Annotated in this window: 19 protein-coding genes; 8 read left to right on the top strand and 11 right to left on the bottom strand. The window is 69.0% G+C overall.

From position 1 onward, the window contains the following. Positions 1 to 210 precede the first annotated feature (210 nt). Both AB0395_RS06690 and AB0395_RS06685 read right to left on the bottom strand, forming a co-directional pair. Complete coding sequence (locus tag AB0395_RS06690; protein ID WP_366277710.1) at positions 211 to 1,152, bottom strand: arginase family protein; 942 nt, start codon at positions 1,150 to 1,152, stop codon at positions 211 to 213. A gap of 205 nt (positions 1,153 to 1,357) precedes the next feature. After that, positions 1,358 to 2,347, bottom strand: a complete 990-nt coding sequence (locus AB0395_RS06685) for an NADPH:quinone reductase (RefSeq protein ID WP_366277708.1) — start codon at positions 2,345 to 2,347, stop codon at positions 1,358 to 1,360. 566 nt (positions 2,348 to 2,913) lie between these two features. Here AB0395_RS06685 and AB0395_RS06680 point away from each other — a divergent pair. Further along, positions 2,914 to 4,509, top strand: a complete 1,596-nt coding sequence (locus AB0395_RS06680) for a hypothetical protein (RefSeq protein ID WP_366277706.1) — start codon at positions 2,914 to 2,916, stop codon at positions 4,507 to 4,509. A 124-nt stretch (positions 4,510 to 4,633) separates the two neighbouring features. On the opposite strand, the gene AB0395_RS06675 is transcribed toward AB0395_RS06680, so the two are convergent. Beyond that, on the bottom strand, positions 4,634 to 5,485 hold the full coding sequence (locus tag AB0395_RS06675; protein ID WP_366277705.1) for a LysR substrate-binding domain-containing protein: 852 nt from the start codon (positions 5,483 to 5,485) through the stop codon (positions 4,634 to 4,636). Positions 5,486 to 5,567: 82 nt separating this feature from the next. Between AB0395_RS06675 and AB0395_RS06670 the strand changes: the two genes are divergently transcribed. The 3 genes from AB0395_RS06670 (at position 5,568) to AB0395_RS06660 (ending at position 7,705) form a co-directional block, all read left to right on the top strand. Then, the gene (locus tag AB0395_RS06670; RefSeq protein ID WP_366277703.1) at positions 5,568 to 6,497 is read left to right on the top strand and encodes an MBL fold metallo-hydrolase; all 930 of its coding nucleotides are present in this window, start codon (positions 5,568 to 5,570) and stop codon (positions 6,495 to 6,497) included. Between the two features lie 269 nt (positions 6,498 to 6,766). After that, positions 6,767 to 7,006, top strand: a complete 240-nt coding sequence (locus AB0395_RS06665; RefSeq protein ID WP_366277701.1) for a universal stress protein — start codon at positions 6,767 to 6,769, stop codon at positions 7,004 to 7,006. A 30-nt stretch (positions 7,007 to 7,036) separates the two neighbouring features. Further along, the gene (locus tag AB0395_RS06660) at positions 7,037 to 7,705 is read left to right on the top strand and encodes a CBS domain-containing protein (RefSeq protein ID WP_366277699.1); all 669 of its coding nucleotides are present in this window, start codon (positions 7,037 to 7,039) and stop codon (positions 7,703 to 7,705) included. A 29-nt stretch (positions 7,706 to 7,734) separates the two neighbouring features. Here AB0395_RS06660 and AB0395_RS06655 read toward each other — a convergent pair whose 3' ends face one another. Continuing rightward, positions 7,735 to 7,968, bottom strand: a complete 234-nt coding sequence (locus AB0395_RS06655) for a hypothetical protein (protein ID WP_366277697.1) — start codon at positions 7,966 to 7,968, stop codon at positions 7,735 to 7,737. Between the two features lie 310 nt (positions 7,969 to 8,278). Here AB0395_RS06655 and AB0395_RS06650 point away from each other — a divergent pair, with 310 nt between their 5' ends. Further along, on the top strand, positions 8,279 to 8,752 hold the full coding sequence (locus AB0395_RS06650; protein WP_366277696.1) for a carboxymuconolactone decarboxylase family protein: 474 nt from the start codon (positions 8,279 to 8,281) through the stop codon (positions 8,750 to 8,752). Positions 8,753 to 8,845: 93 nt separating this feature from the next. Here AB0395_RS06650 and AB0395_RS06645 read toward each other — a convergent pair whose 3' ends face one another. Continuing rightward, entirely contained in the window at positions 8,846 to 10,000 is a 1,155-nt protein-coding gene (locus AB0395_RS06645) for an MFS transporter (protein WP_366277695.1), read from the bottom strand. A 125-nt stretch (positions 10,001 to 10,125) separates the two neighbouring features. Between AB0395_RS06645 and AB0395_RS06640 the strand changes: the two genes are divergently transcribed. Then, positions 10,126 to 10,476: a helix-turn-helix domain-containing protein gene (locus AB0395_RS06640; RefSeq protein WP_366277693.1), complete on the top strand. Its 351-nt coding sequence runs from the start codon at positions 10,126 to 10,128 to the stop codon at positions 10,474 to 10,476. Between the two features lie 393 nt (positions 10,477 to 10,869). Further along, positions 10,870 to 12,363 (top strand): AAA family ATPase, encoded by a 1,494-nt coding sequence (locus tag AB0395_RS06635; protein WP_366277691.1) that lies wholly within the window; start codon positions 10,870 to 10,872, stop codon positions 12,361 to 12,363. A gap of 130 nt (positions 12,364 to 12,493) precedes the next feature. Here AB0395_RS06635 and AB0395_RS06630 read toward each other — a convergent pair whose 3' ends face one another. The 5 genes from AB0395_RS06630 to AB0395_RS06610 all read right to left on the bottom strand — a co-directional run bounded on the left by AB0395_RS06630 (position 12,494) and on the right by AB0395_RS06610 (position 17,675). Further along, positions 12,494 to 13,090 carry a CBS domain-containing protein gene (locus AB0395_RS06630; protein WP_366277689.1) on the bottom strand — a complete coding sequence of 199 codons (597 nt, stop codon included), beginning with the start codon at positions 13,088 to 13,090 and terminating at the stop codon, positions 12,494 to 12,496. A 275-nt stretch (positions 13,091 to 13,365) separates the two neighbouring features. Next, positions 13,366 to 13,758 (bottom strand): nitroreductase/quinone reductase family protein, encoded by a 393-nt coding sequence (locus AB0395_RS06625; RefSeq protein ID WP_366277687.1) that lies wholly within the window; start codon positions 13,756 to 13,758, stop codon positions 13,366 to 13,368. Positions 13,759 to 13,902: 144 nt separating this feature from the next. Then, positions 13,903 to 14,880: an aldo/keto reductase gene (locus AB0395_RS06620; RefSeq protein WP_366277685.1), complete on the bottom strand. Its 978-nt coding sequence runs from the start codon at positions 14,878 to 14,880 to the stop codon at positions 13,903 to 13,905. A 185-nt stretch (positions 14,881 to 15,065) separates the two neighbouring features. Next, on the bottom strand, positions 15,066 to 15,944 hold the full coding sequence (locus AB0395_RS06615; RefSeq protein WP_366277859.1) for a helix-turn-helix transcriptional regulator: 879 nt from the start codon (positions 15,942 to 15,944) through the stop codon (positions 15,066 to 15,068). Positions 15,945 to 16,565: 621 nt separating this feature from the next. Beyond that, positions 16,566 to 17,675 (bottom strand): hypothetical protein, encoded by a 1,110-nt coding sequence (locus AB0395_RS06610; RefSeq protein WP_366277683.1) that lies wholly within the window; start codon positions 17,673 to 17,675, stop codon positions 16,566 to 16,568. Between the two features lie 667 nt (positions 17,676 to 18,342). Between AB0395_RS06610 and AB0395_RS06605 the strand changes: the two genes are divergently transcribed. After that, a complete protein-coding gene (locus tag AB0395_RS06605; protein WP_366277681.1) occupies positions 18,343 to 19,020 on the top strand; it encodes a hypothetical protein in 678 nt (225 codons plus the stop codon). 66 nt (positions 19,021 to 19,086) lie between these two features. Here the strand turns inward: AB0395_RS06605 and AB0395_RS06600 are convergent, their stop codons facing one another. Further along, positions 19,087 to 19,350 carry a PfkB family carbohydrate kinase gene (locus tag AB0395_RS06600; RefSeq protein ID WP_366277679.1) on the bottom strand — a complete coding sequence of 88 codons (264 nt, stop codon included), beginning with the start codon at positions 19,348 to 19,350 and terminating at the stop codon, positions 19,087 to 19,089. Positions 19,351 to 19,406: the final 56 nt, after the last annotated feature.

Genomic DNA, 19,406 nt, shown 5'->3' with positions numbered 1-19,406 from the left:
AAGCGTTGAATCATGACGATCTCTCTGTACATGGTGATGTGTAACCGCCCCCACGACGCTCTGGCGAGGCAACGGCCGCAGACTCCTGTCGTGTGGGGGAGCCTGCGGCCGCCCTGCTTCGAGACATGCTCATCCAGCGCTGTCGGCTACGAGCGCCTCGTAGCGGCAACGGCTGCGAAAGCGGCGTGAAAGGAGGGTGCGATGCTGCGGTCAGCGTCCGGCCTGGGGGTCAATGGATCGTTGAAGACCCATCACATTCATGAGCAGGCGCGTGATCGTCAGCGCCGTCGTGTGCTGGATGTCCCGCGCGGGCTGATATTCCGTGAAGACCACGGCGGCGATGCGTGATTCCTCCGCCAGCGCGTGAATCAGGCTTCTTACGTGCGGGAATGTAAGCCCGCCCGGCTCAGGCCATCCCACGCCGGGAGCGATGGACGGATCCAATCCGTCGCAGTCGACGGTGATCACCCATCGACCGGGAGCACGCAGCTTGTCCAGGACCACACCGATACCTTGTTCGTGCACCTGCCACGCCGTGATCAGCTCATTTCCAGCGGCCTTGGCATCGACGACGTCCTGGGGCCGGCCGGAGCCGACAGCGCGTAGGCCCACCTGCACGATGTGTCTGACCCAGTCGAACTCCCGGATACGCCGGATAGGACTCGAATATCCGCGGGTGACCCCGCCCACCTCCTCCCGGAAGTCCAGGTGGGCGTCGATGTGCAGTACGTTGACCTGCTCGTAGTCACGAAAGGCTGCCACGACCATCGGCGGCACGGCATCCAGTCCGCCCAGGACCAGCGGAGTCCTGCCCTGCCGTACCAGCGGTGTCAAGATCTCGGTCGTACGGTCCCAGATGGCATCCGGGTCACGTGGGTCGCCTATCACGTCGCCGCAGTCGGTTACCGTCCACACTCCGTCAGGGAACAGCGGGCCGTCCCAGTCGAAGTCGTAGTGAGTCGCGGTGTGCTGGTACTCCATGCGGTGCGTGAGCGCACGGACGGCGTCGGCTGCATCGGCGCACGACGCCAGGTCCTGCGGAATGTAGGGGGGACCGAAAGGGACGCCTACGAACGCGTAAGGCGTTTGAACCCTGGCCGGGTCGGTGACGATTTCGGCGTTGAGGAAAGAAGCCACTGGGGCCTTGAGCATGGAACGCTCCTGACGGAACGGTCCTATCGAGGGGACAGGAGACCCGTTCAGACATCCGTCACCGAGAGTATTGTTAGTTGTGGCTCTGATGTCAACGGGGTCACGTTCGGCGAAGTGGTGTGTGAACCGGCTTTCGCGTGATCCTGTTTTCGCAGGTTAAGCAATGAGTGTCCGCGAGGCGGGGGTGTGCTGCTTCTGTGCCCGATCACGGGTGCACCACGAGCCTGCCGTTGACGCGGCCGTCCTCCAACCTGCGGTGCGCCTGGGCGGCCTGCGACAGCGGGAGGCGGTCGGCGATGCGTGGGCGCCACCGGGTGGTGCGCAGCAAGTGGACGACACCGTCGGCGGCGTCGGCGAGGTCGGCGGTTGAGGCATTGCTGATCGCGAACCCGACGACGCCGGCGTCGCGGGTGTAGAGCCGGCCGAGCGGCAGCACCGGTGTGGCGTGCAGGCCGGCCATCGCCACCAGGCGCCCGCCGCGGGCGAGGAGGTCGACTCCGATGGCCAGTTCGCCGTGTCCGGAAGTGTCCACGTGGACGTGATAGCCGCCGGGCGCGGCCGCGCGCAGGCCGTCGGCCAGGTCCGGGTCGTGGTAGTCGAGGACCTCGGCGGCACCCAGCGCACGGACGGAGGCGAAGTCGCCGGGTCGCGCGGTGGCGACCACATGCGCCCCGGCCGCCGCGGCCAGGGCCACGATGGCGGAGCCGACGTTTCCGGCCCCGCCGCCGACGTACACACTCTCCCCGGCCCGCAGCCGCCCGTGCCGGAACAGGGCAAGCCAGGCGGTGGCGGCCGGGTGGGCGGCCGCCACCAGGTCAACCGGGTCGATCTCCGGCGGGACCGGATACAACCGGTCCGTGGCGACCACGGCGTACTCGGCGAAGGAACCCTGCCGGCCGGCGTGCCCGAGGCTGTTGCACCACACCGGCCGCCCCGGTGTGAACCCGGTCGCGCCGGGGCCCGAGGCGGCGACCTCGCCGACCAGATCCCGGCCGATCACGAACGGCGACGGCATGGGCGTGGGGTAGGCACCCGACCGCACGAAGAGGTCCACGGGGTTGACGGCCACCGTCCGCACCCGCACCAGGACGTCGGTCGGACCGATGACCGGCACCGGTATCCGTCCATACTGGACGGTCTCCGCAGGGCCGGGCTCCGTGACGTAGGCGGCACGCATGTGCGCGGGCAGGGACATCGGTGCGCTCCCTTGCGGTCGTGGTTCTCGGGTGCTCGTCTACGTTCCCCGAGCGGTGCGGTGAAGGGGAAGAACCGGCACGCTCATCCGGTGCCGCGAGGAGAGCCGGTGCCGTGGCGTTGCCGGGGCTTGGGGAACATCCGCCCCCGGATCGGCGCTCGCGCACTCCGCGGCGACCGGCCGCGGACAACAGCCCGATATCGCCGCTCCTCGTGCGACGGCAGGCCTCTGGCCCGGCGAAAAGAGTGACGCCTTATGGTTGCCGCAGGCAACTCCGTGAATACTCTGAGAAATCAGCGATCTGTTTTCGATTGAAAAGTCTTCCGGTGGCCGTGTTTCAGGAGAGCCGATACGGCTATTCGGCGCCCGGCTATTCAGCCGATCGAGCGCCCGGAAAAGTTGACTACGCTGGCAGTTGCCGCGTGATAACCGGTCTCCGTGTTCAGGAGGAAACCCCGTGGTGAATGCGATGTATCAATTTGGAGGGTGTCGTGCCCGCGCTCGTATACGTCGATCACGTTTCCGCCGCCACGCGGTCATCATGGCGGGCACGGACATGGAACCGTGTGATCACGGTGGTGGCGGCGGCCGTGATGGCCTTCGCCGGATGGCAGAACCGCTGGATCAGCGACGATGGCCTGATCGCTGTGCGGACCGTTCGGCAGCTCCTTTCTGGCAACGGGCCGGTCTTCAACGTCGGTGAGCGCGTCGAGGCCAACACCAGCACCGCCTGGACCTATCTGGTCGCGCTGGTTTCCTGGGTGAGCCGGGGGGACGTGGCCTACGTCTCGGTGCTGCTCGGCCTGGTGTGCACGGTCGGCGCCGTGACGTTCGCCGTGCTCGGCGCCGTGCTCCTGCATGGCGGCTCGCGCTGGACCCTGCCGGCCGGAGTACTGGTTGTTCTCGCGTTGCCGCCGTTCTGGGAATTCGCAACCTCCGGTTTGGAGACCGGGTTGGTATTTCTGTGGATAGGGCTGTCGTGGTGGCTGCTGGCTCGGGCGGCTTGGGGCGGTCCAGTGCTTCCACTGGTGTTCGTCCTCGGGTTGGCGCCTCTCGTCCGGCCGGAGCTGGCCCTGGTTTACTCGATTTTTTTCGGCGCGTTGCTCGTATTGCGGTGGCCGGGACGGTGGTCCGCCGTTCGCTGGTTCGCGATGTCCATGGCCCTGCCGGTCGCCTACCAAATCTTCCGGATGGGCTACTACGGGCTTGTCGTGCCCAACACGGCCCTCGCCAAGGAGGCCGGCGAGAGCCGGTGGGCGCGTGGTCTCCTCTACGTCGGGGACACCGTACTGACCTATCAGCTTGTCGGCCCCCTGCTGGTGGTCATCCCGCTGTCGCTGTGGGCCTGCCGCACGCGCCGCGATCTCGTCGTGTCGGCGGCCTCGCTCGCGGCCGGGGTTTTGATGCTGCTGTACGTCCTGCGGGTCGGCGGCGACTTCATGCACGGCCGGATGATGCTGCCGGTTCTCCTGCTCCTCCTGCTTCCCGCCATGGTCTTGCCACCGCGCGTCGTAACCGCACTCGTTTGCGCAGGCGTGACGCTGTGGGCCGTGATCTGCGCCATGACACTCGGCGTGCCGTACAAACAGGCCGTCGGGCCGGGCGGGATCGCGGACGAGCGCGGCTTTTACGTGCTCTGGACTCACGATCCGCATCCGGTCACCGCGGAGTCCTACGTTCGCGCCAGGTCGGATCCACTGAGCACGGAGAGCGCCACCGGCCTGCATGTGCCGGGCGCGGGACCGGGGCCGGTGCCACTTCGCCCCGGCCAGCCCGCACGCCTGGCCGTGGCGGGAAACGTTCTGGGCACGCTGGGAGCGTCGTTCCCGCTGAACGTTCTCGTCGTCGACCGGCTTGGCCTGGCCAACGCCCTCGGCAGTCACATGGCACTGGCGTGTGAGCAGCGGGTCGGACATGAGAAGCCGCTTCCTGCCGAGTACATCTTCGCCGACTACATGGCTCCGGATACTCCACTGGCGGACGGGCGGTTCCAGGCCGAGGTGAAGCGGATCAGAAGTGAGCTGGCCACTGGCCGGTTCCGGGACCTACTGGACGCCACGAGGGCCCCGCTGACCCTGCGCCGGTTCTGGGACAATCTGGTGGGCGCCCCCGCGCGCACGGCCTTCCGATTTCCCGCCGCGAACACCTCCTGCCCCTCATGAGCATTTATCCGAGTGCGGAAGCTGTCAACGACATCCTGACCGTCGTCCGGCATGCTCACGGCGGTCGTCCCAAGGCGTTCAAGGCGTGTGCGCCCGCGTGGCGCGTTCACCGGCCGCGAGGTGCTCAGCCGCGGTAGGCGGCCGTCGCGAGCTGGACGAACGACCGGATCAGCGGGTTGGCGTCGCCCTCGTTCCACGCCGCCACCACGCGGCTCGGCGCCATGTCGATCAGCGGCACCACGGCCAGCTCCTCGGGTGGGGCGTGCCCGAGCGGGGTCATTCCGACCGTGCCGTTCCAGAGAACGGCCTGCAGGCACTCCTGGACGGCGCGCACCACCGGACCCTCGCGGGGCTCGCCGCCGTTCCAGTACGACTGCCAGATCGGGTCGGTGCCGTCCGGGAACTGGAACCAGCGCCTGTCGGCCAGGTCGGCCAGCTCCAGGCGGTCGCGGCGGGCCAGCGGATCGTCGGCGCGCAGCACCGCGCCCACCGGGTCGGCGCGCAGCTCGTGCACCGTCAGGCCGGTCTCGTCGAACGGCCCGCGGGTCAGGGCGACGTCGACCAGTCCGGCGCGCAGCCCGCAGGTCGGATCGGTCAGGTCGGTCTCGCGGATGCGGACCTCGACGTCCGGGTGCCGCCGGCGGTACGCGGCGGCCAGCCGTGGCGCGCCCCGGTCGGAGCTGTCGCTCAGGATGCCGACGGTGATGGCCGCGGCGCCGGCCGCCGCGGCCACGCGCATGCGTACCCGGTCGGCCTGGTCGAGCAGGGTACGCGCCCCGTCCAGCAGCGCCGCCCCAGCCGGGGTGAGCGTGACGCCCGCGGCGGAGCGGTGCAACAGAACGGCACCGACGTCGGCCTCCAGCTGCTTGATCGCCCGGCTCAGCGGCGGCTGGCTCATGTGCAGCCGGGCGGCGGCCCGGCCGAAGTGGAGCTCCTCTGCGACAGCCACGAAATAGCGCAGCGTGCGTAGCTCCATGACCGGCGACGATACCCGTACGGTATCGACACCACCTAATCGGACGTGGACGGCCGCGATACCCGGACGGTGCAATCGGAGCATGACGGACGAACCGATGATCAACGGACCGATGACCGACCCCGCCGTGCGGGTCGCCGGCGCCCAGGAGATTGCCCCCGACCTGCTGGTGATCCCGAACCACCGGGTCGGGCTGGTACCCAACATCGGCGTCATCGGCGGTACACGGGCCGTACTGGTCGTCGAGACGGGCATCGGCACCGCCAACGCCGAGCAGGTCCTCGCCTTCGCCTCCGAGGTGGCGAAGGGCCGTCGGCTGTACCTGACCACGACGCACTTCCACCCCGAGCACGCTTTCGGCGCGCAGGTGTTCGCCGGCCAGGCCACATACCTGGTCAACCGCGCCCAGGCGGACGACCTGAGGACGAAGGGGCCCGGCTACCTGGAGATGTTCCGGGGCTTCGGCGGCCCGATCGCCCGCCGCCTCGACGGCGTCCGGGTGCCCACCCCCGACGTGGTCTATGACGACGGGTACGACCTGGACCTCGGTGGCCGGATCGTACGGCTGCGGCCCACCGGCCGGGGGCACACGAAGGGCGACCAGGTGGTCGAGGTGCCGGACGCCGGTGTGCTGTTCACCGGAGATCTCGCCGAGACCGGGCAGTTCGCCATCTTTCCCTGGTTTCCGCCGTACGACACGGATGTCTCCGGCGTGCGCTGGCTGGCGGTGATGGACCGGCTGGCCGCCACCGGACACCGGGTGGTGGTTCCCGGTCACGGTGACCTCGGCGGCCCGCAGGTGCTCGCCGACGTTCGCGACTACCTGCGTGAGCTGCGCGACGAGACCTGGCGGCGGCGTGACTCCGCGATGGGTGAGGCCGAGATCGTTGCCGAGGTCCGGGCGTTGCTCATTGAGCGGCATCCCGGGTGGGGCGGCCAGGAATGGATCGAGCGGGGCGTCGGCTGCCTGTGCACCGAGCTCTCCGGGGGACCTGGCGAGCAGGGGAGGTGAGGCGGGTCAGGTCGCCTCAGGGCCCATGGGGGGAGGGTTCTCGCCGCTCCGCGCGGCGGCGGTGAACTCCAGCAGGGTGCGGGCGAGGGTGGCCGTGTGCACCTGCCTGATCTCCACCTGCCGGACAGGGACGAAGGTTCACGGCCGCACATTCCCGATGCGGGTCGGAGTCGGGACGAAACGGGGGCGGAAGGTCCCACACAGGTGGGACCTTCCGCTCTGCCGCCTCACTCTGCCCGATACCGAAGATGGAGACGGAGGTGAGATCGATGACCGAAACCCGTGACGTCGTCGTCGGTTATGACGGCTCCGACTTTTCCATGCAGGCCCTGGAATGGGCGATGGACGAGGCAGAACTCAGAAAGTTGCCGATCGTGGTCGGCTCGTGTGGCATGGGGGCGCTGGCCAGGACCGTGACGCTCCTGCGGCACGGATCGGGCCCCATGGCGGTCATCCCGGTGACGGAGGACGCGTCGCGGGCCGAGTACGCGCGTCCGGGCGAGAACTGAGCGCAGGAACCGGCGGGGAAGGAGAAGGTCATGACGCTGCGGGTGAAGGATGTCATGGGGTTGGTGGCCATCGCGGTCCGGCCCGAGGCGACGTTCGCCGAGCTGGTGGCGACCATGCGCCGCTTCAAGGTCGGCGCTGTGGCGGTGATCGACGCCGAGGGGCGCCCGATCGGGGTGGTTTCCGACGACGATCTGCTGCTGAAGGAGATCGACACCCCGGGGAGCGGAGGGCTGTTCGAGAGCCGCGCACGCCACCGGGAGCACGGCAGGGCCGCGGGGACGACCGCCGGGCAGATCATGTCCGCTCCGGCGTTGACCGTCACCCGCCAGACTCCGGTCAGGGAGGCGGCCCGGCTGATGCACACCCACCGGATCAAGCAACTGCCGGTGGTCGACGCCGCCAGCGGCAAGATCGCCGGCACCGTGCACCAGACCGACCTGCTGAAGATCTTCACCCGGCCGGCCGCCGACGTCCTGGCGGACGTGACACGGGCCGTTGTCGACCTGGGGGTGGATCCGAGGGCACTGGCGATCACCGTTGAGGTCGGCGTGGTCCGGATCGAGGGACGGCTGGCCCGGCGTTCGCAGATCGCCGTGCTCGTCGAGGCTGGACGCCGGATCGAAGGAGTCGTCGAGCTGGAAGCCGATCTCGCCTACGATCGCGACGACCTGGCGACGACCTCGCCGCTTCACCTCTGAGGACACGTACAGCGGTCAGGGCACCGGGTTCAGCGGTGCAGGGCGTTCTCCCGCTCCATGTGCGACAGCTTCTCGGGATTGCGCACGGCGTAGAGCCCGGTGACAAGACCATCGTCGATGCGCACCGCGATGACGGTGTCGATCTCGCCGTTGAGCCGGAGGACCAGCGCCGGATAGCCGTTGACCTGTGTCGGCTGCAGCGGCGCTGCAGCGCCGAATCTGCTCAGCCCGGCGGCCAGGAGGGCCACCCGGTCGGCCCCCACGATGGGCTCCAGCGCGGCCTGGACGACTCCGCCACCGTCACCCAGGAAGACGACGTCGGGCGCGAGGATGTCGAGCAGGCATTGGAGATCTCCGGTTTCGTCGGCTCCTGCCTGTTTGTTCTCGACCTTGCCACACGCATCAGATGCCGGCCCTCATTGTTTTGTGACATCCACGGTCGATGGCGTACGTCACAGGATCGTGCTGTCACAGGAGGGCGGGGCGGCGGCATCTCTTGTTCGTCAGGACGCCGTGCGAACGATTCGCGCGCCCCGCAACTCCAGCAGTGAGGACGAAGTCATGGAACCCCGTATGAGCCTACTGACCAACGAGCTCGGCGCCAAGATCGGCAAGCGGTTCGCCAACGTCAGCCTGGCGATCCAGCAGTCGTCACTGCCCCGGGACCTCCAGGAGCTGGTGATGCTGCGCGCCAGCCAGATCAACGGCTGCGGTTGGTGCGTCGACTACCACACCAAGGAGGCCGCGGCCGCGGGGGAGACCGCGGTCCGGCTCAACCTGGTCGCCGTCTGGCGCGAGTCCACCGTGTTCACCGAGGCGGAGCGTGCCGCGCTGGCGCTCGCCGAGGAGGGCACCCGGCTCGCTGACGCCCACCAGGGCGTGTCCGACGAGACCTGGGCCCAGGTGCGCGAGCACTACGACGACGACCAGACCGCCGCGCTGGTCTACCTGGTCGCCATGATCAACGCGGCCAACCGGCTTGGCGTGATCGTCCGCAACCAGGGAGGCTCCTACGAGCCCGGCATGTTCGCCAATCTGACGAACTGACCGGCAGGCCGATTGCGGTCCGGCCCCGATCCTTCGATCCGGGCCGGGCCCGCACACCTCGCGCTGCGCCACGACCGGTGCGGAACCGAACGATCAACCACCCGTTCCTCCCTTTCCCCGGCGTGCGGTGGTCAGGTGGTAGAGCAGGGTCAGGGTGGTGATACCGGCGGCCGGCAGTCCCAGCACGGCGGGCGCGAGGGCGAACCATTCCTGCGCCAGTCCGCCGAGGCCGCCGCCGAGGGCGATCCCGATGGAGATGGCCGAGGAGTTGAGGCCGAGCAGTACGGGGGTGGCGGCCGGGCTGAGGGCGATGAGCCGGTGCTGCTGGGGCACGACGATGACGCCCACGGTCACGCCCCAGATCGCGGCCCACATCAGGGCGGGCGCGAGGGCGGAGGTCGCCGCCGGGGTGAGGGCCAGGGCGACGGCGGCGATGATGAGGGTCCCGGTCAGCACGTGCGCGGGGTTGTGCCGGTCGACCAGCCGTCCGGCGACGACGTTTCCGGCCAGGGTGCCGGTTCCCCAGGCCAGCAGGATGACGGTGAGCAGCGACTCGGAGCCTCCGGTCGCGTTCAGCAAGGCCGGCCCTATGTAGGTGTAGAGGGTGTAGACGCCGAGGAAGGCCAGCGTGGTGACGGCCAGAAGCCCGAGGACCCGGCCCTGCCTGAGGGGGCGCAGCCGGTCGCTCAGCGAGGCGGGGGGGAGCGTCACCTTGGGCAGGCCTGCGGCGATTCCGAGGGCGGCCACGAGGCCGACGCCGGCGACGGCCCACAAGGTGATGTGCCAGTCGGTACGGCCGATCAGCGTGCCGAGGGGAAGGCCCAGCGCTATCGCCAGCGTGAGGCCGCCCAGGACGAAGGCCAGTGCTCTGCCCCGGCGTTCAGGGGGTGCGATGGCCGCAGCGGTGCTGGAGGCGGCGGGGTTGATGACTCCGGCCCCGATCGCGGTGACGATGCGGGCGATCATCACCACCGCGTAGCTGGTACCCAGGGCGGTGACGGCGTTGCCGACCACGAAGACGCCCAACGCGATGAGCAGTGCGGACCGCCTGTCCAGTCCGCTGGTGAGCGCGCCCATGACCGGTGCCGACAGGGCGAGCACCAGGGCGAACACCGTCACCAACTGCCCGGCGGCGGGCGTGGAGACCCGCAGGTCGGCGGCGATGGCGGGGAGCAGTCCCGCGATGACGTAGGCGTCCGTGCCGACGGCGAAGGTCGCCAGGGCCAGGGGAAGGAGTCGTTTCAACACCGGGGGTGCCGCCTTTCCTGAGGAGCTCCGGAGGGGGTCGGGGGGAGCCTAAAGCAATATATGGACGCTTGTCCATGTATCCATATATTGCTAGGGTGGGGGCATGCGGAACACAGGGGGTGGCGATGCGTGAGGTGTCACAGCCGGCGGCCGAGGCCATCCGGCTGGTGGACGTGTTGCGCGCGCTGGCCGACCCGGTGCGACTGGAGCTCATCCAGCGGCTCGACCGGACGGGCGAGGACAGCTGCAACGCGATCGGCGGCGAGATCGACGTGCATCAGACGACGCTGTCGCACCACTACCGGGTGCTGCGCGAGGCGGGCGTGACGTGGACGACCGTGCAGGGCCGATCCCGGCTGGTCCGGCTGCGCCGGGACGACCTCGACACACTGTTCCCCGGCCTGCTCGACTGCGTGCTGACCGCCCAGCGCCGAACACGCGACACCGCGACCACCGGCACCGTCGAGACGCCGTAGGCGGGATTCTTGCCCCGAGCGGGCTCCGACCGCCCTCGCCGGGTGAGCCGGTGCCGCTGACGGGAGAGTCTCGTACCGCACCGGTCATCGGAGGGAGCGGTCCCGATGGTCGTCAGCCCTCTCCTGCGACGGCCGGAGGTTCCTTCACCTTCCACCAGGTCGAAGGAGGCGGAGAGGCTTACGCGTCATGGGCGGATCTGCCGGCCGTACGCGGGGCACGGCCGTCCACCGTCGCGCTTCGTCGTCGGCAGGCCGGTTCACCGGCCGTGACCTGGGGGAGGAGTCAGGCATGGGGGGAGTCCGCCCCACTCACCCGAGACCGTGTCGGGGACGGGCCCGCTTTTTCCGGTGTCCCGGTTGTGAGGGGTGGATCCGAGCACGGAGGCATCGCCGATGAGACCGTGGGCGCAGCTCAAGGAAACGCATATCGCCGTCGTGGCCCTCCTGGGGGATCACGCCTACAAGCTCAAGAAGCCGGTGGACCTGGGCTTTCTGGATTTCACCACCCGGCAGGCCAGGCAGGCCGCCTGCCGTCAGGAGGTGGAGCTGAACCGGCGCCTGGCCCCGGACGTCTACGAGGGGGTCGCCGATGTGCTGGGGCCTGACGGAGAGGTCTGCGACCATCTCGTCGTGATGCGGCGCATGCCCGAGGAACGCCGCCTCGCCGCCCTGATCCGCTCCGGTAAGCCGGTCGAGGAGCATCTGCGACAGATCGCCCGGGCGGTCGCGAGCATGCACGCCCGGTCGCGCCACGGCCGGGAGATCGACCGCGAAGGGGAACGAGAGGCGTTGCGCTCCCGCTGGACCGGGAATGTCGAGCAGGTCCGGGCACTGCCCGGCACGGTGCTGGACGCCGAGATCGTCCAGGAGATCGAACGGCTCACGCTGCGCTTCCTCGACGGCCGCGAACCCCTGTTCGCCGCCCGCGTCGAGGAGGGCCGCATCGTGGACGGCCATGGCGACCTGCTCGCCGAGGACGTCTTCTGCCTGGACGACGGACCCCGCATCCTGGACTGCCTGGAGTTCGACGAACGGCTGCGTTTCGTCGACGGCCTCGACGACGTCGCCTTCCTGGCGATGGACCTGGAACGGCTCGGCGCGCCCCGGCTGGCCGAGGTGCTCCTGCATCGCTACGTCGAGTTCACCGACGACCCCGCCCCGCCCGCGCTGTGGCATCACTACATCGCCTACCGGGCCTTCGTCCGCGCCAAGGTCGCCTGCTTCCGGCACGAACAGGACAACTCGGATGCGGCGTGGGAAGCCCGCCGGCTCGCCGAACTCGCGCTACGTCACCTCCAGGCGGGTACGGTCACCCTGGTCCTCGTCGGCGGGTCGCCCGGGACCGGCAAGTCGACCCTGGCCACCGCCCTCGCCGACCGCCTGGGCTACACCCTCCTCAACAGCGACCGCGTTCGCAAGGAACTGGCCGGTATCCCGCCGGAACAGCCCGCACCCGCCTCGTTCGGGGAGGGCATCTACAGCCCCGAGCACACCGAGCGCACCTACGACGAGTTGTTGTCCCGCGCGGGGAAGCTGCTCCAGTACGGAGAGCCGGTCATCCTCGACGCCTCCTGGACCGACGCGGGTCATCGGGCCGCGGCCGAAGATCTCACCCGATGTACCTCCAGCGACTTCGCCGCCCTGCTCTGTACCGCTCTGCCGCAGGTCATCGTCGAACGCCTGGCGACCCGTACCGGAGGGGTCTCCGACGCCGACCAGGCGATCGCCGAGGCCGTGACGCGGCGGATGGATCCCTGGCCGGACGCGATCGAGATCGATACCAGCGCGATCCCGGAACAGGCGTTGGAGCGGGCGTTGGCGGTGGTCCACGCTCGCTGGGCCGACGTGCCCCGCCGGTTCCGGCGTCCCCGGATGGAGCCCGGCTGACCGGCCGCCCCCGGCACTCAGGGGTTTCGCCCTCGTCCCACTCCAGTTCGTCGATCACGTCGAGCACGCCGTTCACCCTGGCCGCCATGCCCGTGCCGGTACCCGGTGCGTCACCGCCGAGGCGGTCTCCTCACCGCAGATGCCTGACTCTGACCACTCCGGGGACGGTGCGGGCGAGCAGGTCCGCGATGCCGTCGACGCGCTCGGTGTGGTGGCCGCGCAACTCCACTATCCCGTCACGGACGCCTACCTCCCAGGACGGGCCGGAGGGGTAGTGCTCGCGCAGGGCTTCCAGCACGTCGGCGTGGATGTCCTCGTCCGGGCGGGCGAGCAGGGCCAGCAGGTCGCGACGGCTGAGCACACCGACCACCCGGCCGTCCCTGGTCACCGGCAGGCTCTTGATCCGCTTGCAGATCATGAGGTCGATCGCGACGGTGATGTCGGTCGTCTCCGTCACGGTCGTGACCTCGGTCGTCATGATGTCGGCCACCCTGTACGGCGGGGGCGCGGCGTGCCCGAGGACGATCCGGGCACTGGAACGGGGGTCGCGCTCGAACTCGCCGCGCAGCAGGTCCATCTCGCTGACGACGCCGACCAGGTGGCCGTGCTCGTCCAGGACGGGCGCGGCGGTGACACCGTGCTCGTACAGGGTGCGTACCGCCCGCCGTACCGGATCGGCGGGGTCGACCGTGACCACGTCCGTGGTCATCACCTCTCGGACCAGCATGACTACCGCCCGTTCCAGCCGGGGGAGCCGGCCTGTCTCCACTCCAGCCAGTCGAAGGTCTCCGGGAACAGTCCTCTGAACTCCTTACGCATGAGCGTGCTCATCTGCCCGTCTCCGTTCCTCGTCGGGTGCCTACGCCTCCATTCCATCTCCGCGGCTTTCGGGGAAGTAGAGACGGAGGTCCTCGCATGGGGGGCTTTGGTCGGTGTTTGATCGCCTCGGCCTTCCGGCCAGGCGCCTCACCCGGTCGTCGAAGACGGCGCGGACCATGACCGTCAGGCGGGACCACCGGCCTTCTGGCGGCGGGCGTCGGATGCTCCGGGATGGTCGGCGGTGATACGGAAGACCGGGAACCGCGCGGCGATCGAGGCGAAGGCGCGCAACGGCGCGTGCCGGTTCACCGGTATGTGCGGGCGGGCCCCGGGCGCGTAGTCCAGGTAGCGGCGCAGGATGGGGGCGCGCTCGCCGACGTCGACTTCCTCCAGGCGTACCGCTTCGCGTGTGCCGTGGCGCAGCACCGCCCGGCCGCCGACGGCCCTTACGTTGCGCACCCAGTTGGCCTGCTGCCCCAGCATCGCCACCAGGTGGCGTTCACCCTGGTAGTTCACGACCACCAGGGGACAGGAGACCGGTCTGCCGGTACGCCGGCCCGGCACCTGGAGTGTCACCCAGTGAGGTCGATCACCGGCGGGCCAGGCCTCACCACGATGCGCGCTGTTTCACCCGGAAGGTAGGGCCGATGGGCCCCAAGAGAGCCAGGCTCCTGTTCGCCTGACCTGCCGCATGTCGCCGGGGTGGCCGACGACGGCCGGTCAGCGTTCGATCATCTGCATCTGCTCCTCGTTGTGGTGCTCTCCGGCGGCCGGGGGCAGGCTGTCGAGCTTGTCGATCTGTTCGGAGGTCAGCTCGATGCCGTCGGCGGCGGTGTTCTCCTCCACGCGGGCGACCCGCTTGGTGCCGGGGATCGGGGCGATGTGTTCGTCCTTGGCCAGCAGCCAGGCCAGCGCGACCTGTGCCGGGGTGGCGCCCGCCTCGGCGGCGATGGCCCGCACTTCGTCGGCGAGGGCCAGGTTGCGCTGGAAGTTCTCGCCCATGAAGCGCGGGCTGGTCTTGCGCCAGTCGGTGTCGTCGAACTCCTCGGGAGAGCGAATCTGGCCGGTGAGGAAGCCGTGCCCGAGCGGCGAGTACGGCACGAAGCCGATGCCCAGCTCGCGCAGCACCGGCAGCACCCGCTCCTCCACGTCCCGGGTCCACAGTGAGTACTCCGACTGCACGGCGGTGACCGGGTGCACGGCGTGGGCGCGGCGGATCGTCTCCGGCCCGGCCTCGGACAGGCCGATGTGGCGGATCCTGCCTTGCTCCACCAGTTCGGCCAGGGCGCCGACGGTGTCCTCGATCGGGGTGTCCGGGTCGACGCGGTGCTGGTAGTACAGGTCGATGTAATCCGTGCCAAGGCGCTTGAGCGAGCCTTCGACCGCGGTGCGGATGTTGGCCGGACTGCTGTCGAGACGTCCCGGGCCACCGTTCATGTGCGAGATCATCCCGAACTTGGTGGCCACGACGACCTGGTCGCGGTGGCCTTTCAGGGCCCGTCCGACGAGTTCCTCGTTGGTGTACGGGCCGTAGATCTCGGCGGTGTCGAGGAAGGTGACGCCCAGTTCCAGCGCGCGGTGGATGGTACGGATGGACTCGGCGTCGTCGGTGCCCGCACCGGTGTAGCCGAAGGACATGCCCATCGTGCCGAGGCCGATGCGGGAGACGTCCAGATCTCTCAGAGTGGTGTGCTTCATGATCACCTTTCCGGAACGAGTTCGATCGTCGCGGTGCGACGGTGAAGGCCGATGTTTTCCCTGGTCAACCTCCATCAAACAAGCGTTTTCTGACATGCGGCAGGACCTGCTGGTACAGGTGACGACAGAACCCCCGGCCGGGTTTACGGCCCCGCCGTACGGAGCCAGGAGGGCTGTGACGCGGGTCAGCTCTGCTCTGGGGCCGCCTGCCGCGCCTCGATGAGGTCCTGGGTCGCTGCCCAGCTGGCGAGCATTTTGAGCCCGTCGGCGGTGGGGCTGTTGGGGGCGGCGGTGTAGACGTTGAGGGTCAGGCCCGGTTCGGAGGGCAGCTCCATCGATTCGAAGTTCAGATCGAGCTGACCGACAACCGGGTGGCACAGCCGTTTCTGACCGCTGCGGTGGAACTGCACGTCGTGGGAGGCCCAGCGCTGTCGGAAGACCTCGCTTCGCGTCGAGAGCTCACCGACCAGCTCGATCAGCGCCCGATCGTACGGGGTGCGGCCCGCTTCGAGCCGGAGCATGGCGGCGGCATCGTTGGCGATCCGGTTCCAGTCGACGAAGAACTCGCGCGCGGCCGGGTCGAGGTAGAGGAAACGGGCGGTGTTCGCCGGGCGGCGCGGGTCGGCCAGAACGGGGGCGTAGAGGACGCGGGCCAGGCGGTTCATGGCGACGATGTCGTGGCGGCCGTTGCGTACCCAGGCCGGTGCGTCGGTGATGGCGTCGAGCACCTGCTGGATCACGGGCCGCACGGTGGTCGGCAGCGTGCGGCGGCGGGAGCCCGAGCCGGCGGTCCGGGCCAGGGAGAACAGGTGGTCACGCTCGGCCTCGTCCAACTGCAGGGCTCGGGCCAGGGCGTCCAGCACGCTGTCAGAGGCGCCGGAGAGGTTCCCCCGCTCCAGGCGGACGTAGTAGTCGATGGAGACGCCGGCGAGCATCGCGACCTCCTCCCGCCGCAGTCCCTTGACGCGGCGGTTGCCGCCGTAGGCGGGAAGGCCCGCCTGTTCCGGGGTGATGCGCGCCCGTCGCGAGCTGAGAAACTCGCGGACCTCGGTGCGCTGGTCGATCTGGCCCATAACCTCAGGGTAGACAAGACGACGGCGGTGAAGGAGGTAAGGCCGTTACCCCGGACGGGTGGCACTCCCTCGCTCGCCGGAACCATCGTTGATGGGGAGCAGTCGCCCCGCGAAGAGGGTGTGCTGGGCTTCGGCCGCCTCCGGCGGCTGGGTGTGGTCGAGGCGACCGGAACGCCCGCGCCGAGGATCGATCCCCGGGCGTGGTCAGGACCAGCAGGGGAGATGACGGCGACGCCCGGGACTCGGATTCGTGAGTCCCGGGCGCTGCCGTCTTTAGTCGTCGTCACCGGCCGTCCGGGCGGCCGGGCCTCCTCGGGCCAGGCTTCCGTCGGCCGGGGCGCCGGAGGTCAGCCCTGATGGGGGTAGCGGTGGTCGGTAGGGGGAGGGGCCCCTATCGGAAAGCCTCTAAACAGTTCATGCCGGTGAACGCGCAAGAATACAAACAGCTTCGCCTTCTTGATTAGTTTGATAACGGCTGGCTCAGCCGTTGACGGCTCCACCGGTGGACACCATGTTCTGGGACGCATCAACCACGAGCCTCTTCCTGACCCCGACCAATACGAGATCAGGAAGAGGTGCCACAAACTCGTCCCGGATTACATGACCGGCTCTCTAGCAGGTCAAGGACCAGCACCGGGAGCGGTAGACGCCCGGGGTGTACTTCATGGAGTAGATGACCGCGTTGCCGGCGGTGAGCGTCGGGACCACTTCTTTTTGGGGGAGGGAGCGGGAGAGCACCGAGATCGGGCTCCAGATCGTGAGTCCGCGATACTTGTCGCCTTCCTTGTAGGCGGGTGGGCCGTATGCCACGTTGACACCGTTCTCGTCGAGCAGGAGGGGATCACTGGAACACCACAGGGCCTCCTGCGGGCAGATGGTGGCCCGTACGTTCTCGGCGCCGACGGTGGAAGCGGGCAAGCGGACCGTAGCGAGCCCGATGATCCCCATCGACCTCGGAATGCCCCTGAGCTCCATGGCGACCGTCGACCCGTCCCCGGAGATGTTCACATTCCACGTGCTCACGCCTCCGCTGGGGGTGAACAGCCGGGTATGGGTGTCTGCGCGGAAGTCATACAGGTAGACACCGTCGCAGAAGACCTTTCCCGGCCAGCACGTTCCGGTGAGGGTCCGCATGTACACGAGCCGGTTGCCGTCGGAGGTCGTGTTCCCGAGGTAGCACTGGCCGTCGTTCTCGCTGCATTTCAGATCCTCGATCATGGAGTACGCCCTGTCCACGCCCATGACACTGCGGTGATACCGGCCGTCCGGGTCGTGGATCGCTACCCGGCCGTCGGCGCTCAGCTCCAGGACCGGCCCTGAGGTCCGCCAGGTGCTTCTCGCGATCATGTCGTGGACGTAGTTGTCGCCCTCGTCGACGCTGAAGGAGACGACGCGGCCGTCGCGGCTCACGTGCAGCCCGCGTTCCGTCGGAGCGGGGAAGGAGACCGGCGTCCTTCCGTCCGACCCGCGGGAGGCGATCTCGATCTGCCGGTGCGCGCGCGTCGCCTGCGCCGAGGCCGCCGCCGACGCGGTCGCCGCGCGCGCCGTCTCACGGAGTGCCGGATCCTGCAGGATCACACCCCGCTCGTCCCGCGCGGTGGACGGCGACGGGGTGAGGGGGGACGCCGGTCGGGTGGGATCGGGTGTCGGGGGTGCGGGCAGGGACGACCGGGCGGTCGTGGGGGCGCGGGAAGCCGCGGCGGTCGCGTCCGCCGTTGTCACGGCCATTCCCATTGGGGCGACTCCCAGGACCAGAACCATGGCGGAAATACGTGTGCGTAGCCGAGCGTGGCGGAATGATTTCGAAATCGATGTGAATGGAGATCTATGCGATCGACGCATGGCGACATCGACATGTTGTCGAAGTCGTGCGTTTTGTCGCATCGATGTTAATGATGCCGACAACCTTGAGAACAGATCTTGACAGGATTTGTTGTAGATGTCTGTAAGTGCGGCAGGGAAGCAGTTTCTCGTAATTGGGCGACCGTAAACGAAGGTTTGTGCCACTGTCGGACTGAATTCGGACGCTACTCGATTTGACAGTTACGACAGTCCCCGTATCGGCCGCCGCAGGTTTTCCGTGGGGTCGAATTCATCCGGCTCTTTCTTCGTTCCGGGGAGCCCTCCGGATCGGCTCTTTTTCCGGAATTCGCGTGCCTCGGCCTGTGGAAGTCGATATGCTGGATACGGAACGGAGGAGAGAATGAGACCGGGCAGGTCGTGCGCACGCCGGCGGGGATCGGGCGCCGTCCTGATCGCGTTCTGCCTGGCCGCTGTCACCACCGCGGCCTGTTCTCCGGTCACCCGTGTCGGCGCCACCTCTCCCGCGCCGTCCCTCTCGCGGGAAAGCCCATCCCCCGGCGCGTGGCCGCCCGAAGCGGAGCTGGATGTGAGGATCTCCGCGTCCCCTTCGCCCGCCGTGATCTGGCCGCGGGGGAGCCGGGGCGACCTCGTGGAGCAGGCGCTTCTCCAGCGGTTCCGGAACGCGAGAACCCTGGACCGCAAGCCACCGGAGGCGGCGCCGTTCACCAGCGGGCGAATCACGGTCATGGGGGAGACGCAGATCGGCGCCGCGGCCGTGGGCCACCCGGAATGCCGGCGGTGGAGTCAGGGCGTCTGGAGCGTCGCGGGATCCCTTCGCGACGAGCCCGGCGGCGTACTGGGCGCCGTCTTCCTGATCGACACCACGAAGGGCCCTTTCGCGGGACCGACCCTGAGTGAGTCGATCACATACGCCTCCGACGCGGCCCTGCGCCGCCTGTCCGCGGCCGACCCGCCCGCGGAATGCCGCACCATCCGGATGAGCGACGGGCGGACCTCCTGGACGAAGCGATATCACCGCGTCGCGCCGCCCGATCTCCCCGGCGGGCAGGCTCAGGCGTATCTCCTGCGAGATGAGTCCGGCACGGTTCCTCCCACCTGGGTCGCCCTGACCCGTTACGGCGACTACCTCATCGAGGTCCGCCTCGTCGTGCGCCCCGTCACCGACGACGTGGCCAGCCAGCGGGCCATGCTCGCCGAGCTCCTCCGCCAGGCTCACGCCAGGGCCGCGTCGACTCTCCGGTGAACCGGCGTCTCCCCTCGCGGTCCGGGTCCGCGGCCTTCGGAGGGAGGCCCCCGTCGGGCGTCTGGGTCAGCGGCTGACCATGTCGGCGTGGTGGCCTGCGGGGTGGAGGGGGGCAAGGTCGGCGCGGCGAGGGAAGCTCTCCCAGTCGCCTTCGGAGGTCACCGCGAAGGCCCCGGCCGCGCAGGCGGTGGCTAGGCGCCGTTTGGGGGTGGCGTCCTCCAGGGTCTCGGCGAGCCATCCCGAGGCGAAGGCGTCCCCGGCTCCGACGGGGGCGAGCTCGGTGACCCGGGTATGGCTCCGCGTGACTTGAGCGGCTTCCCACAACACCATGTGGACGAACCAGGCGACTTCCGCACCAACATGGAGGCTGTGATCACCCGCTCGTC

The organism is Streptosporangium sp. NPDC051023 (genome assembly GCF_040689595.1).
In the GTDB taxonomy this organism is placed as follows: Bacteria; Actinomycetota; Actinomycetes; order Streptosporangiales; family Streptosporangiaceae; genus Streptosporangium.
Note: the sequence above shows the minus strand (reverse complement) of the source record. Positions and strands in the feature narration are given on the sequence as shown.